The following is a 12,868-nucleotide window of genomic DNA, read 5'->3' on the forward strand; positions in this document are numbered from 1 at the left end:
GTCGCGGTCACGGTCGCGGTCGCGGTCGCGCAGGACGTGCTGCGCCGGGACGGTGCTGCGCGAACGCGGCGTCCCCGGCGCGGCGGCCGTCGAACCGATCGGCCCGGTCGGCCCGATCAGCCCGGTCACCCGCCGCGCTCTCGACCGACCGGTCTCCCCGAAGCCGGCCGGCCGACCGACCGACCGCACCGGGCCCGGCCTGCCGCCGTCCTGCCGAGGGTTCCTACACTGCCCCGGTGAACATCGACGATCTCGACTGGCAGCTGCGGAACTACGGCGGGGTCCTGCCGCGACTGGTGGACGCCCTACTGGGGCGCGGCGAGCTGGAGCTGGTGGTGCGGGCGGCGCAGGACCGGGCGGACTGGTTCTGTGCGCGGGCGGCGGCCGACCGACTGTGCGCGGCGGGCGAGCCGGAGCGGGCCTGGGCGGTGCTGGAGCCGTTCGCCCGCACGGGCTGGGCGCCGGCAGTGTCGGCTGCGGTCACCGCGCTGGCGGCGGCGGGCCGGGCCGGCGAGGCGCTCGCCCTCGCCGAGCGGTGCGGCGCCGACGGCGAGGAGCGCGACCGGGTCCGGGCCGAGGCGCTGGCGCACGCCGGGCAGCTGGACGAGGCCCTTGCCGTGCTCGACCCGCACGTCACGAAGGCCCGTCTACTCACCGCCCTGGTCGAGTTGACGGACGGTCGGGGCCGGGACGAAGCCGTCCTCGCCCGGCTGGCGCAGGTCGCGGACGCCGGTCTGTACGACTCCTGGCGGGCGCACATCCTGCACGCACAGGTGCTGGAGCGCGCGGGCCGGCCGGAGCAGGCGATCCGCACTCTCGGCGCGGTGGTCGCCGCCCGCCGCATCGTCCCCCAGAACACCGTGACCGCGTACGCGGAGCTGCTCGCCCGGCACGGCCGGCTCCCCGAGCTGCGCGACCTCGTCCTCGGCGGGCACGCGTACGCGGCGCAGCAGGCCTACGTGGATGCGCTGCGGGACGCCGGCCGGGCGGCGGAGGCGGAGGCCTTCCTGCGCGAGCGGCTCGACTCCGCATCCACCTCCGCTGCCGCCCGGGCCCTGCTGGTCGAACTGCTGCTCGCACTGCACCGGGTGGACGAGGCGATCGCGGCGGCCCACGGCACGTTCGAGGACGAAGACCTGAGCCTGCTCCAGCCGGTCGTCCTCGAACTCGCCGAACTCGGCCTGCACGAGCGGGCGTTGGCGCTGTTGACGGATCGCAGCCCGGAGTTCCTCGACCGGAACGCGCGCTGGGTGCCGTCCAACCGCCAGTGGCTGCTGAGCGAACTCGGCCGCACCGACGAGGCCGTCGCCGACCTGATGGCCACCCCTGGCCTCTCCCCCGCGGAGCGCGCCGCCGCCCACGCCGGTCTGCTCGCCGCCGGCGCCCGTTTCGACGAGGCCGCGGCCCTGCTGCCCGCCTGCGGCACCCGGGCACCGGAGGCCGCCCGCAACATCGCCGGGCACCTGATCGACCACGGCCGCGCCGCGGAGGCCCTCGCCCTCCTCCCCGACGTCCCGTCCCAGCGGGCGGCCGAGCAGGAACGCCGCCCGGCCGCCACCGGAGGAGGCTGGTCCAAGGCCTGAGCCGGCCGGCCTTCGCGGGGCCGCCGGGTCCGGCCACGCCCGGGCTGCGCGCGGCCCGGGCCCGGATCGACCCCGCCCGGACGCCGAGGTCGCCGGCGACGCCGACCGCGCACCGGCGGACGAGCATCGCCTCACGCGGGGTGGGATCGCCGGGCCCCCAGCAGCGGGCTGTCCAGAAGCTCTACGACGGCTGCCGCAGCGGGCACCGTCACCAGCCAGGACGCCCGCTCGTCGCCGCCGAGCAGCACCACCGACTTCCGCGGCATGTCACCGGCGGGACCGGAAGCGCGGAACAGCCCGAACCGGTCCGCGACGCGTCGCCCCTGCTCCATGACGGCGATGGTGCCGCCCCGCACCGAGAGGCCGGACGCGCGCCGCGCCGATCCTCGCGGAGCTGTCAGGTTTCCGGGTGACGCACGGTCAGACAGGCATACGCTGCACCCGATCCATCACGAACAACCCATCTGGGGGGCACCGCCATGACCGAACCGCTGCTGGACATCCTGGCCCGCTACCGGCAGGCCATGCTGGCGCTGGACGCCGATGCGCTCGCGGACCTCTACGCGCCGGACGCCGTCCACGAGTTCCCGTTCCGCTTCCCCGGGTTTCCGGCCCGGTACGAGGGGCGGGAGGCGGTCCGGGCGGGATACCAGGCCGCGTGGGCGGCGACTCCCGCCCGGCCGACGGAGGTGACGGAGACCGCCGTGCACCGGTCGACCGATCCGGAGGTACTGGTGGTCGAGCAGACCGTGCGGGGTGAGATCACGGGCGGGCACGGCGAGTTCGCCATCGCCGGCCTCCTGGTGATGCGGGTCCGCGACGGCCTGATCGTCCATGCCCGCGACTACATGGACGGCCTCGCCGCCACCGGCGGGCGCGCCGACCGCTAGGCGGCACGGCGGCGAGACCCACGGCAGGTCCGCACGACGGGGCCGGCGAACAGCAGACAGGGCGTCAGCCCAACGCGCCACGCGGGACGTCAGCCCCTCGCGGGTTCGCCGGTCTGCACGGCGCGGAGGTTGCGGGCGATCGTCTCCTGCTGTTCGCCGACCGGGGCCACGTACCCGATGACGTCGCGGGCGGCGTCCTCCCCGAGCGTGCGGGTGACGACCCAGGTGGCGAGGTACTGGGACGCCAGGCAGCCACCCGCCGTGGCGATGTTCCCCTCGGCGTGGAACGGCGTGTCCAGCACCGTCACGCCGCGGGCCTCGACGAAGGGCCGGGTGGTGAGGTCGGTGCAGGCGGGCATGTCGTTCAGCAGTCCGAGCCGGGCGAGCACCAGCGCGCCCGAGCACTGTGCGCCGATCAGCTGTCGATCGGGGTCGAGCGGCAGCCGCGAGATCAGCCGGTCGTCGGCGATCACGTCACGGGTCTTCACTCCGCTGCCGATCAGCACGACGTCGGCCTCGGTCACGAACTCCATCGGACGCTGTCCGGTGACCTCGACGCCGTTCATGGACGTGACCACGGGTGCGGGCGTGGTGATGAAGGCCTCCAGGCCGTCCCGCCGGCAGCGGTTGATCAGCGCGGAGGCGATGAAACTGTCGAGTTCGTTGAAACCGTCGAAGGTGACCACGGCTACCTGCATCACAGTTCCTCCCGAGGGGTGCGAGCCCCCAGTCTCCCCGACCCGCCGACCGGGGTCGACCGTCGATCTGCGGGCGTCAACCGTCAACCGTCAACCGGCGGCCGTACTGCGCAGGTTGCGGTCGAAGACGGTGAGCAGCAGGAACAGCACGGCGGCGGCCAGCATCACCATCGCCAGCCGGTGCATCCCGGCGGTGCCCGCGTGCGCGCCGTACGCGGCGGCGGTGGCTGCGGCGGCGACCATCGAGCCGAGGTAGGCGAAGGTGCGCAGCAGGCCGGCGGAGGAGCCGGTGCGGGTGGGGTCGGCCTGCTGGAAGACGGAGTTCTGGAGGGCGAGTCCGTTGGCGCCCTGCGGTATGCCGAAGACCACGGCGAGCACCAGCAGTGCCCACAGTGGGCTGTGCGCGCCGAGGACGAGCATCAGGGCGCAGGCGGCGACCTGGCCGATTCCGCCGATCAGCAGGGTGGCGCGGATGCCGCCGCGCCGGCCGGCGGCGATGGAGACGCCGATGCCGACCAGGAAGGTGGGGGCCTGGACGAGTCCGGCCTGAAGCGGTGTCAGGCCGAAGCCTTCCTCGGTCCACTGGGCGAAGCCGTACAGGAAGGCGTATGCGCCGATGTACGCGGCGAGCGCGCGGGCGTAGGTGAGCAGCAGCGGGGTGTTGCCGCCGAGCACCTTCACGTCGATGAACGGTTCGGCGGCGTGGCGTTCCCGGACGGTGAAGGCGGCTGCGGCGGCGAGGGTGATCACCGGGAGGTACCAGAGGTCGGGGTGGGGGTTCATCAGGAACAGCAGCAGCGTCAGCAGCAGGGCGGCGAACAGCGCCATGCCGGGCAGGTCGATGCGCTGCGCGAGCCCGGCGGGGCGCCGTTCGGGGGTGGCATCCACCGGTGTGCGGGGCAGCCGGACGGCGCCGAGGACGACGGCGAGCACGGACAGCGGGACGTTCAGCGCGAAGGTGGCGCGCCAGCCGCCGAGGCTGGTGAGCAGGCCGCCGAGCAGCGGGCCGACCACGGCGACGGTCTGGTTGGCGACGGCGAGCAGGGTGAGGACGCCGGCGGGGGTGTCCCGTCCGGTGCGCCCGGACTCGGCGCGCAGCAGGGCCATCGCGGCGGGGTAGCCCGCGCAGGTGCCGAAGCCGAGGACGACCCGGGAGGCGATCAGCACGCCGAGGTTGGGGGCGAGGGCGCCGACCACGCCGGCCACTCCGACCAGGCTGGTCGCGGACAGGAACAGTCGGCGGGGGCCGAACAGGTCGATCAGTCGGCCGACCACGGGCTGTCCGAGCGCGGTGGCCAGGTACAGCGCGGACACCAGCCAGGCGGTCTGCGCGGGCGAGGCCCCGAGCGCGACGCCGATCGGGACCAGTGCGACGGCGATGATGGTGGAGTTGATCGGGTTGAGGACGGAGCCCAGCACCATCGGCGGGACGAGTCGGCGGTCGAGGGCCGGCGCCCGGTCGGCGGCCTCGCTCCGTTCGGCGGTGCTGCGGTCGCTCATGGACAGCCCCCAAAGGGTCGGATCGGACCGGTCGGGCCCGGAGAACGGGGCGGGCGGCCACAACGGACGGGGCGGGCGGCCACAACGGACGGGGCAGGCAGCCCCGGTGGACGGGTCGGGCGGGCCCGGTCAGTCGTGGCCGAGTCGTTCCAGCACGGCCATCGCCGCGATCACCGTCTGCCGTTCCGCCTCGGTGCACTTGGCCTGGAGTTCGGCGGCGAGCCATTCGCCCCGGGCCCGTCGGCCGTCCTCGGCGCGGCGGCGGCCCTCGGCGGTGAGCACGATCAGCATCCGGCGGCCGTCCTCGGGGTCGCGGCGGCGGTCCACCAGGCCCTGCGCGGTGAGGGCGGCGATGGTGGTGGCCATCGACTGGTGGCGCATGCCTTCGGCGACGGCCAGGTCACTGGTGGTCAGGCCCTGGCCGTCGCTGTCCAGCAGCCGTCCCATCGCGGACGCCTGGGTGAGCGTCAGGTCGCCCGTTCCGGCGGCGGCCCGGATGCGCCGGCGCAGCCGGCCGATCACCGACCGCACCAGCTGCGAGGCCTGCACGGCGGACGGCGCGGCCTCCGGGCCGTCGCTCATGGGGGCAGCACTCATGGGGCCAGCCTAGGTTCCCGGCCGCCAAATGTACAGTTTGCCTGTACATTCGACCCGCTCGGGAACGCCGGGAACCGCCGAGAGCGCACGGTACGCCCGAAACTCCGAAAGCACCGAAAGCACCGGGAGCACCGGGACCGGCCCGGCCCGGACCGGCCCCGAAGGCTCACTTGGGTGCCCGGAAGCCGCCGATCTCCCGCTCCAGCAGCTCGGCCAGCCGCAGCGGGGTGCGGTCCTCGAACCTCGGGCCGATGATCTGCACGCCCACCGGCAGTCCCTCGGGGGACGGCCCCGTCGGCACGGCGGTGGCGGGCAGGCCGGGCATGGTGGCGACGCCGGCCCAGACCAGCTGGTCGAAGTACGGTCGCTCGACGCCGTCGATGTCCAGCCGGCGCTTCAGCGGGTCGGGGTCGTGGTCGTGCGGGTACGCGGGCGTGGGCGTGATCGGGCACACCACGGCGTCGTACTCGGCGAACAACTGCCGCCAGCCGTGCCGGTGCTGCTCGCGGCGGTGGTCGATCCTCAGCCAGTCGCCGTGGCTGAGCACCAGGCCGCGCAGCCGGGCCGCGTCGAGGCCCCGGTCGTCCGCGCCCAGGTCGGCGGCGAGGGCCCGCAGCCGCTCGACCGCCTCGACGGGGAAGTGCGCGGCGGAGCCGGAGAACAGGAACTGCATGTAGAGCGCCGCGGCATCGGCGAGGTCGGGCAGCAGCGCGCTGTGCCGGTCGACCCGGGCGCCGCCGGCCGCGAGCGCGCCTGCCACCCGGTCCAGGCCCGCCCGCACGGCGGACCCGGTCGGGATGAACGGGTGCTCGTCCAGCACCAGGACCCGGAAGTCGCTCAGCCGTTCGTGGCGCGCGGGCGGCAGCTCCAGCCGGTACGCCACACCGTGCGTCAGCGGGTCCGGCCCGGCCATCACGTCGAGCAGCAGCGTCAGGTCACGGGCGGTGCGCGCCATCGGGCCGACCACGGCGAGGTCGTGCTCGGCCGGCAGGGCCGGCCCGGGCGGCGGGACCATGCCGCGCATCGCCGACAGCCCGAGGCTCGGCTTGTGCGCGTAGACGCCGCAGAAGTGCGCGGGGGTGCGCAGCGAGCCGGCCAGGTCGGAGCCGATGGACAGCGCGCCGAAGCCGGCCGCCAGCGCCGCCGCCGATCCGCCGGAGGAGCCGCCCGAGGTGCGGCTGTGGTTCCACGGGTTGTTGGTGGTGCCGTAGATCTCGTTGAAGCTCTGGATGTCCTGCAGCCCCTTGGGCACGTTGGTCTTGCCGAGCACCACCGCGCCGGCGGCCTTGAGCCTCGACACCTGCACCGCGTCCTCGGCCGGCACGAAGTCCCGGTACTGCGGCAGGCCCCAGGTGGTGGGCAGCCCGGCGACGTCGTAGGACTCCTTCACCGTCACCGGGACGCCGAGCAGCGGCCGGTCCTCGCCGCGGGCACGCGCCCGGTCGGCGCCGACTGCGGCGGTGCGGGCGCGTTCGAAGTCCGGGACGCAGATCGCGTTGATCGCCTTGTCGTCCCGCTCGATGCGGGCGATCGCCTCGTCGGTGAGTTCCGCCGAGGTCACCTCGCCGGCGCGCAGGGCAGCGGTGAGTTCTTCGGCCGACTTGAGCATCCATTCCATGAACCGGACGGTACCTACCTGACGGACGGGGCACGAAACAGAATTTCGCACAACAGGAGCGTTGCCCGAATATCCGTCAATTCCCGTCCCTCCAAAGGCAATCGGGCCGGTGCGGGGAGTCTCAGGCCAGCAGCAGCCCGTAGTCCGCGAGCCAGTCGCGCACCTCGGCCCGCTCGGCGCGGGCCAGCGAGCCGCCGGTGAAGCGCGGGTCGTCGGTGACTTCGGCGAGACAGCCCGCCGGGGGCACGAACGTTTCTGCGTCCTCGGTGGTCTCGAACTCCGCCTCCGCCAGCACCAGCCCGAGCAGCCGGCCGTCGAACACGTCCACGCCCAGCGGGGGGACGCTCAGCCGGGTCTTGGTCAGCTCCCGCCCGGGCAGGGCGTCCAGCAGCAGGGCGTACTCCTCGCCGGACAGGTACAGGTTGGTGATCAGGCCCTGCACTGGGCCGGTGGCGCCGGGCGGCGCCGGGATCTTCTGGGTGAGCTTGTGCGCGCACTCCCCCGTGTCGACCCGCTCGACGTGGCGCAGCCGCAGCCGGGTGCCGTCCACGTACCGGTCGGTGATCAGCCGGGCGCAGGTGACGGCTCCGGGCGCGGGGACCCGGGCGAGCAGGAAGCGCCGCTCCCGTTCCACCCGCGCGTACCTGCTCCCCGCACCCGTCCCGGCCTGACCGGCCCCGGCCCGCGCCCCCGCATGAGCTTCGCCGCCGTGCCGCCCGTCGGTGTCCTGCGCCCCCATGCCGTGCCTCCCCGTTGCACGTTGTGCCGCCGCGCCCGCACCGCCGGTGGCGGCGCGCAGCGCGGTCTCCCCGTCGGCCGCCCGAGCACCTGACTGCTCGTGGGCGGCCGTGGTCAGCGTAATGCGCGAATCGGCCGGGGGCGGGCAGATGTTCCCCATCTCTGCCACTCGGCCTACTGGTTGAGGGACGGGAACAGGTCGAGGAACGGTTGCGTGGTCACGGACAGGCCGCGCCCGAACGGGTCGTCGAAGTCCCAGATCAGGAACAGCAGGAAGCCGATCAGCGCGCTGAACGTGCCGGCCAGCACCAACTCCCGTCCGGAGCGCCGGATCTGCAGGGCGAACAGCATGCCGATGGTGACCACGGCGCCGATGATCAGCCCGAACCAGACCACGCCGGGCATGGTCGGACCGGTGTTGCCGCCACGGGAGCTGCGGGCCTCGTCGACGGTGGCGATCTTGTCCATCATCGCCTGGTAGGCCTGTGCCTCGATGTCGTTCTGCGGGGCCCGGGACGCCACGTCGGTGCGCAGCTTGGCGAGCAGGTCGGTGCCCTCGGGGGAGAGCTCCCCGTGGGTGCGCATGTGGTGCCACTCGGTGTCCACCACGAACGAGACGTAGGTGTCGACGTCCTTGACCACCGCCGCCCGGTAGTCGGCGGGGAACACCTCGGCCCGGGCGCTGACTTCGTGCAGCGACTGGGCCTCGCGCTGCACGTCGTCCTGCGCGGACGACCGGGACTCCCAGACGCCGGCGATCGCCAGGCCCAGCACGATGGCGTACACGACGCCGATCATCATGGTGATGTACTCGATGACGTCGGGCGTCTCCGAGGTGTCCTCGTGCAGATCGACCTTGCGGTGCCTCAGCAGCACGACCGCGACGACGACCAGGCACGCGCCGGCCATCACGATGGCGAGCGCCACCCATTCGGACATGACGAATCCTCTCCTGTTGTCGGACTCGACAACTCGACGGAATGAAGGGGTACTTGACGACGATCAGAGATCAGACGGCGAGGAGCGAAGGACCGGGGCGGGGCCGGGCCGGGAGTCAGGACCGGCCGCGGCGCCCGGCGGCCCGGGACTTCCCGCCCGGGCGCAGCGCCGCGACGGCGACGACGGCGGGGACGGTGACCACTAGCATCCGGGTGGTGGTCGAACTGCCGTGGCGCGCGGGCGGCGTGGCGTGCACCAGCGGCGGCGGCAGGTGGACGGACGCCGTGGGCGCGGGCCGGGGCGGTTCGGGCGTCGGCGGCGCGGGCGCGATCGGCGCGGCGCTGCGGGTGGGCGCGGGCTGCGCGGGCCGGGGTGCCGGCGGCGCGGGCGGCTGCGGGGTCGGCGCGGGCGGAGGAGTCGGCACGGGAGTCGGCGACGGGGTGGGGGTCGGACTCGGCGTCGGGCTCGGCCGGGGTGTGGGCGTCGGCGTGGGTGTCGGCCTCGGGTGGCAGTGGTGCCCGTCCCCGTCGCCGTCCCCGCCCCGATGGCCCCCGCCCTGGTGGTCCCCGCCCTGGTGGTCCCCGCCCTGGTCGTGTCCCCCGCCGTGACCGCGGCCCCCCGCGTTCCCCCGATCCCCCTTGTTCCCCTCGTCCCCCTGCCGGTTCCTCCCCCCCTGCTGCGGGTGCAGCGGGAGCGGGACGTCGACCCCGCCCTCGGCGTCCACCTCGACGCGGGCCCCGGCGGCGTCGACGGCGGTGTGCACGTGGACGCAGATCTCCAGCCGATGCCCGTCGTCCCGCTCGTACCCGGTCGTGTCGGTGGCGGCGGTCCGGGTGGCGCCGGTGAGCACCGCGCACATCACGGCGACCCCGGCGAGCGCCCCGGCCGTCCGCAGCCCTATCGCCCTGGCTTCGGCCGCCCGGGCTCGGCGGCGTGCTGCGGGGGTGGGTAAGGTCTCCGCCGCTGTCCCGCCGCTCCCCGGCGGCCGGTCGTTCCGCTGCATGGGCGTGGTCCAACCTTCCTGTGGCTGTGGACGATCGAACTGGTACGGCTTCGAGCCGGAGCGCAGTCGAGGGCACGTCGGAGGATCGGTGCCGTTCCGCCGCAGAAACGGAACTGCATGATCAATCCGACGTACCCTCAACTGGGTGGACCGCCGTTTGGTTACGGCCTTCGGCGGTCCACCGTGGTCTTCCTGGAATCGGCCTTCGGCGGCTGCCTCAGCGGACGGCGATCTCCACGTTCTCCAGCACGCCGAGCGCGTCCGGCACCATGATGGCCGCGGAGTAGTACGCGGTGACCAGGTAGTTGATGACGGCCTTCTCGTCGATGCCCATGAAGCGGACCGACAGGCTGGGCTGGTACTCGTCCGGGATGCCGGTCTGGTGCAGGCCGATCACGCCCTGATTGTCCTCGCCGGTCCGCAGCACCAGGATCGAGCTGGTGTTCTCCGGGGTGATCGGGATCTTGTTGCACGGCAGGATCGGGACGCCGCGCCAGGCCGGCACCTTGTGGCCCTGGATGTCGACCGTGTCCGGGTACAGGCCGCGCGAGTTGAACTCGCGGCCGAGCGCGGCGATGGTCTTCGGGTGGGCGAGGAAGAACTCGGAGTCGCGCCGGCGGCTGAGCAGCTCGTCCAGGTCGTCGGGGGTGGCGGGGCCGGCGTGGGTCTGGATCCGCTGGTCGAAGGCGCAGTTGGAGAGCAGGCCGAACTCGCGGTTGTTGATCAGCTCGTGCTCCTGGCGCTCGCGGAGCGCCTCGACGGTGAGCTTGAGCTGCTGCTCGATCTGGTTCATCGGCTGGTTGTAGAGGTCCGCGACGCGGGAGTGCACCCGCAGGACGGTCTGTGCGATGGACAGCTCGTACTCGCGCGGCTTGAGCTCGTAGTCGACGAACGCGGTGGGCAGCAGGTGCTCGCCCTCGTGGCCGGCGGACATCGCGATCTCGGCCTCGCCGAGCTCGTTCTGCTTCTGCAGCGGGAGGCTGGCGAAGTTCCGGATGTGCTCCTGCAGGCTCTCGGACTGGCCGAGCACCGCCTGGAAGTCGGCCCGGGTGAGGGTGAGCAGGGTGCCGGAGGTCTTGGCGGTGGCGGTGTAGTCCCAGCTGGCGTCCGCGTCCAGCAGGGCGTTCTCGCCGAACCGGTCGCCGTCGCCGAGGACGCCGACCACCGCGTCGTCGCCGTACTTGCCGCTGGAGATCTGGTTGATCTTGCCGTGGGCGATCAGGTGGATCTTGTCGGACGGGGTGCCGCGCTCGACCAGGGTCTCCCCGGCCCGGAACTCGCGCTGGACGCACCGGTCGGCGATCGCGGACAGCACGTCGTCGTCCTCGTAGCCGCGCAGCAGGGCGAGTTCACCGAGCTCCCGGGGGATGACCCGGACGTCGCCACCGGTCTGGATGAACTCGATCCGGCCGTCGCCGACCGTGTAGGTCAGGCGCCGGTTGACCCGGTAGGTACCGCCGGAGGTCTGCACCCAGGGCAGCATCCGCAGCAGCCAGCGGGAGGTGATCTCCTGCATCTGCGGCGCGGACTTGGTGGTGGTCGCCAGGTTGCGTGCGGCGGCGGTGGTGAGGCTGGTCTGCTGGCGCTGCGCCTGCTGAGTCTCCGGGCTGCTGTCCACGGACATTGGGCCGGGCTCTCCTTCGTCTCGCCACGACAGCTGACGTAGCGTCAGATTCGTGGGTGTGTTGGGGTCTTGGCAAAGAGAAAGGGGATGGCTGGGGAATCGGAGGGACCTCTGGTCGCCGTGCCGCCCACCGCCTCCCGAACAGTAGATCTTCGCCACGCCCGGGACCGCCCACGGGGCCGAGGGTGCACCCGATCAGGTGAATCTTCCCCCCGTGAGGATTGGGAGTGCCGCCGTCCGGTTTGCCATCCGGATGACATCACGGCAACTCAGGTTGACCGCGAACCACCCGTCCCGCGCGCCACAGTGCGCCCCACCAAGCCGAATTGACACCCTGTCAATCGGTCTCGGACTGGGCCCGCACCAGCACCTCGCCGGCGTCGGTGCGGAAGTGGAGCACGGACCGCCCGGTGCGCCTGCGCCGCACCAGCCGGGCGTCGAACAGGACCTTCAGGTGCCGGCCCACCGAGCCCAGGCCCTGCCCGGTCAGCGCGACCAGCTGGGTGGTGGTCTTCGGAGCGCCCAGCAGCACCAGGACGTCCGCCCGGGCCGGGCCGAGCAGCCGGCCCAGCGCCTCGGGGGCGCGGGCCCGGCCGGCCTCGGCCAGTACGCCGGAGCACGGGTGGACCACGGCGTACCGGTCGCACCCGCGGCCGCCCACGTCCACCGCCGAGGTGTCCCAGCACACCCAGCTCCGCCGGGGCGTCACGGGGACGAACAGCAGGCTCGCCCCGGCGAGTTCCATCGGCGGGTGGTCGCCCGCGGTGATCTGCAGGCGACTCCCGCCGCCGTCCAGATCCGCGGCTTCGCGCTCGGCGGCGCGCTGCTGACCGCGCTGTCCCCACGCGGCGTCCTGCTCACCGGCGCCGGCCTGTACCTGCTCACCGCCGCCGCCGCCCGGTTCGGGCTCGCCGCCCGGCCGCCGCGGCCGGCGGGGGGCGCCTCGATCGCGGAGACCTGGCGGACCAACGCCCGGCTGTGGTCCTCGCGTCCTCGCCGGCCGGTCTACCTGGCGCTCTGGGTGTCCAACGGGCTGGTGGTCGGCTGCGAGTCGCTGTACGTCCCCTACGCGCCGAAGGACGCCGGGCCGCTGTTCGCCGCCGGGGCGGTCGGCATGCCGGCCGGGGACGTCGCCGTAGGCCGCTTCCTGCCCAGGGCGCGGCAGGCCCGGCTCGGCGTTCCGCTGTGTCTGCCGCTCGCCGCGCCGTTCCTGCTGTTCGCGCTGCATCCGGGCCTGCGCGTGCTGCTCGCGGCCGTCGCCGTCGCCGCCGTCGGCTACTCGACCGGCCTGATCTTCCAGGACCGCCTGATGGCCCTGACTCCGGACGAACTCGGCGGCCACGCCTTCGGGTTGCACGGCTCGGGCATGCTCGCCATGCAGGGCGTCGGGGCCGCCCTGGCCGGCGCCGTCGCCGAACGGACCTCCCCCGCCACCGCGATCACCGCGCTGGCCGTCGCGTCCCTCGCCGTCACCCTGCTGCCGGCACCGCGCCTGGGCACCCCCGTAGCCCTTGAATGACGCCCAACCCGCTTGCACAGCAAGCGAGTTCGCCGACTCCACCGCGCTTTTCCGGCATTCCGGCCGCACCCCTCCCCGGCCGCCGCTTTCGGCCCGGCCCGGAATTCCGCCCCTTCGACCGACGATCCGTCACCCCTTGCTCGCTCCATGGCAGGCAAA

At 73.6% G+C, this 12,868-nt stretch carries 12 protein-coding genes and 1 pseudogene; 3 read left to right on the top strand and 10 right to left on the bottom strand.

Annotated features, from left to right (window positions below):
- The first annotated feature begins 236 nt into the window (after positions 1-236).
- Positions 237-1,583: a hypothetical protein gene (locus ACIQF6_RS31170; RefSeq protein WP_400900999.1), complete on the top strand. Its 1,347-nt coding sequence runs from the start codon at positions 237-239 to the stop codon at positions 1,581-1,583.
- Positions 1,584-1,714: 131 nt separating this feature from the next.
- Here ACIQF6_RS31170 and ACIQF6_RS31175 read toward each other — a convergent pair whose 3' ends face one another.
- A complete protein-coding gene (locus ACIQF6_RS31175; RefSeq protein WP_400901001.1) occupies positions 1,715-1,915 on the bottom strand; it encodes a hypothetical protein in 201 nt (66 codons plus the stop codon).
- A gap of 147 nt (positions 1,916-2,062) precedes the next feature.
- Between ACIQF6_RS31175 and ACIQF6_RS31180 the strand changes: the two genes are divergently transcribed.
- Positions 2,063-2,473 (top strand): nuclear transport factor 2 family protein, encoded by a 411-nt coding sequence (locus ACIQF6_RS31180; RefSeq protein ID WP_400901003.1) that lies wholly within the window; start codon positions 2,063-2,065, stop codon positions 2,471-2,473.
- Positions 2,474-2,562: 89 nt separating this feature from the next.
- Here the strand turns inward: ACIQF6_RS31180 and ACIQF6_RS31185 are convergent, their stop codons facing one another.
- The 9 genes and pseudogenes from ACIQF6_RS31185 to ACIQF6_RS31225 form a co-directional block, all read right to left on the bottom strand.
- Positions 2,563-3,171 (bottom strand): DJ-1/PfpI family protein, encoded by a 609-nt coding sequence (locus ACIQF6_RS31185; RefSeq protein WP_400901005.1) that lies wholly within the window; start codon positions 3,169-3,171, stop codon positions 2,563-2,565.
- A gap of 90 nt (positions 3,172-3,261) precedes the next feature.
- On the bottom strand, positions 3,262-4,671 hold the full coding sequence (locus tag ACIQF6_RS31190) for an MFS transporter (protein WP_400901007.1): 1,410 nt from the start codon (positions 4,669-4,671) through the stop codon (positions 3,262-3,264).
- Between the two features lie 129 nt (positions 4,672-4,800).
- Positions 4,801-5,253: a MarR family winged helix-turn-helix transcriptional regulator gene (locus ACIQF6_RS31195; protein ID WP_400901071.1), complete on the bottom strand. Its 453-nt coding sequence runs from the start codon at positions 5,251-5,253 to the stop codon at positions 4,801-4,803.
- A 181-nt stretch (positions 5,254-5,434) separates the two neighbouring features.
- Positions 5,435-6,886 (bottom strand): amidase, encoded by a 1,452-nt coding sequence (locus tag ACIQF6_RS31200; RefSeq protein ID WP_400901009.1) that lies wholly within the window; start codon positions 6,884-6,886, stop codon positions 5,435-5,437.
- A 121-nt stretch (positions 6,887-7,007) separates the two neighbouring features.
- Positions 7,008-7,625 (bottom strand): hypothetical protein, encoded by a 618-nt coding sequence (locus tag ACIQF6_RS31205; protein WP_400901011.1) that lies wholly within the window; start codon positions 7,623-7,625, stop codon positions 7,008-7,010.
- A gap of 173 nt (positions 7,626-7,798) precedes the next feature.
- Positions 7,799-8,563, bottom strand: coding sequence for a DUF4239 domain-containing protein (locus tag ACIQF6_RS31210; RefSeq protein ID WP_400901013.1), 765 nt, complete (start codon positions 8,561-8,563; stop codon positions 7,799-7,801).
- Positions 8,564-8,678: 115 nt separating this feature from the next.
- Positions 8,679-9,566 (bottom strand): hypothetical protein, encoded by an 888-nt coding sequence (locus tag ACIQF6_RS31215; RefSeq protein ID WP_400901015.1) that lies wholly within the window; start codon positions 9,564-9,566, stop codon positions 8,679-8,681.
- 217 nt (positions 9,567-9,783) lie between these two features.
- Complete coding sequence (locus tag ACIQF6_RS31220; protein WP_400901017.1) at positions 9,784-11,190, bottom strand: family 2B encapsulin nanocompartment shell protein; 1,407 nt, start codon at positions 11,188-11,190, stop codon at positions 9,784-9,786.
- A gap of 337 nt (positions 11,191-11,527) precedes the next feature.
- Positions 11,528-11,977: pseudogene (locus tag ACIQF6_RS31225) on the bottom strand (transcriptional regulator); the annotation flags it as partial.
- Between ACIQF6_RS31225 and ACIQF6_RS31230 the strand changes: the two are divergent.
- A complete protein-coding gene (locus ACIQF6_RS31230; RefSeq protein WP_400901076.1) occupies positions 11,942-12,709 on the top strand; it encodes a hypothetical protein in 768 nt (255 codons plus the stop codon). The pseudogene ACIQF6_RS31225 and the gene ACIQF6_RS31230 sit on opposite strands and share 36 nt — an antisense overlap.
- Positions 12,710-12,868 lie beyond the last annotated feature (159 nt).

Source organism: Kitasatospora sp. NPDC092948 (assembly GCF_044754805.1).
Classification (GTDB): domain Bacteria; phylum Actinomycetota; class Actinomycetes; order Streptomycetales; family Streptomycetaceae; genus Kitasatospora.

Bases quoted from the DNA above. Each gene is read 5' to 3' on its own strand.
- ACIQF6_RS31175 (WP_400901001.1), bottom strand. From the start codon at position 1,915: ATGGAGCAGGGGCGACGCGTCGCGGACCGGTTCGGGCTGTTCCGCGCT.
- ACIQF6_RS31180 (WP_400901003.1), top strand. From the start codon at position 2,063: ATGACCGAACCGCTGCTGGACATCCTGGCCCGCTACCGGCAGGCCATG.
- ACIQF6_RS31185 (WP_400901005.1), bottom strand. From the start codon at position 3,171: ATGCAGGTAGCCGTGGTCACCTTCGACGGTTTCAACGAACTCGACAGT.
- ACIQF6_RS31190 (WP_400901007.1), bottom strand. From the start codon at position 4,671: ATGAGCGACCGCAGCACCGCCGAACGGAGCGAGGCCGCCGACCGGGCG.
- ACIQF6_RS31195 (WP_400901071.1), bottom strand. From the start codon at position 5,253: ATGAGCGACGGCCCGGAGGCCGCGCCGTCCGCCGTGCAGGCCTCGCAG.
- ACIQF6_RS31200 (WP_400901009.1), bottom strand. From the start codon at position 6,886: ATGGAATGGATGCTCAAGTCGGCCGAAGAACTCACCGCTGCCCTGCGC.
- ACIQF6_RS31205 (WP_400901011.1), bottom strand. From the start codon at position 7,625: ATGGGGGCGCAGGACACCGACGGGCGGCACGGCGGCGAAGCTCATGCG.
- ACIQF6_RS31210 (WP_400901013.1), bottom strand. From the start codon at position 8,563: ATGTCCGAATGGGTGGCGCTCGCCATCGTGATGGCCGGCGCGTGCCTG.
- ACIQF6_RS31215 (WP_400901015.1), bottom strand. From the start codon at position 9,566: ATGCAGCGGAACGACCGGCCGCCGGGGAGCGGCGGGACAGCGGCGGAG.
- ACIQF6_RS31220 (WP_400901017.1), bottom strand. From the start codon at position 11,190: ATGTCCGTGGACAGCAGCCCGGAGACTCAGCAGGCGCAGCGCCAGCAG.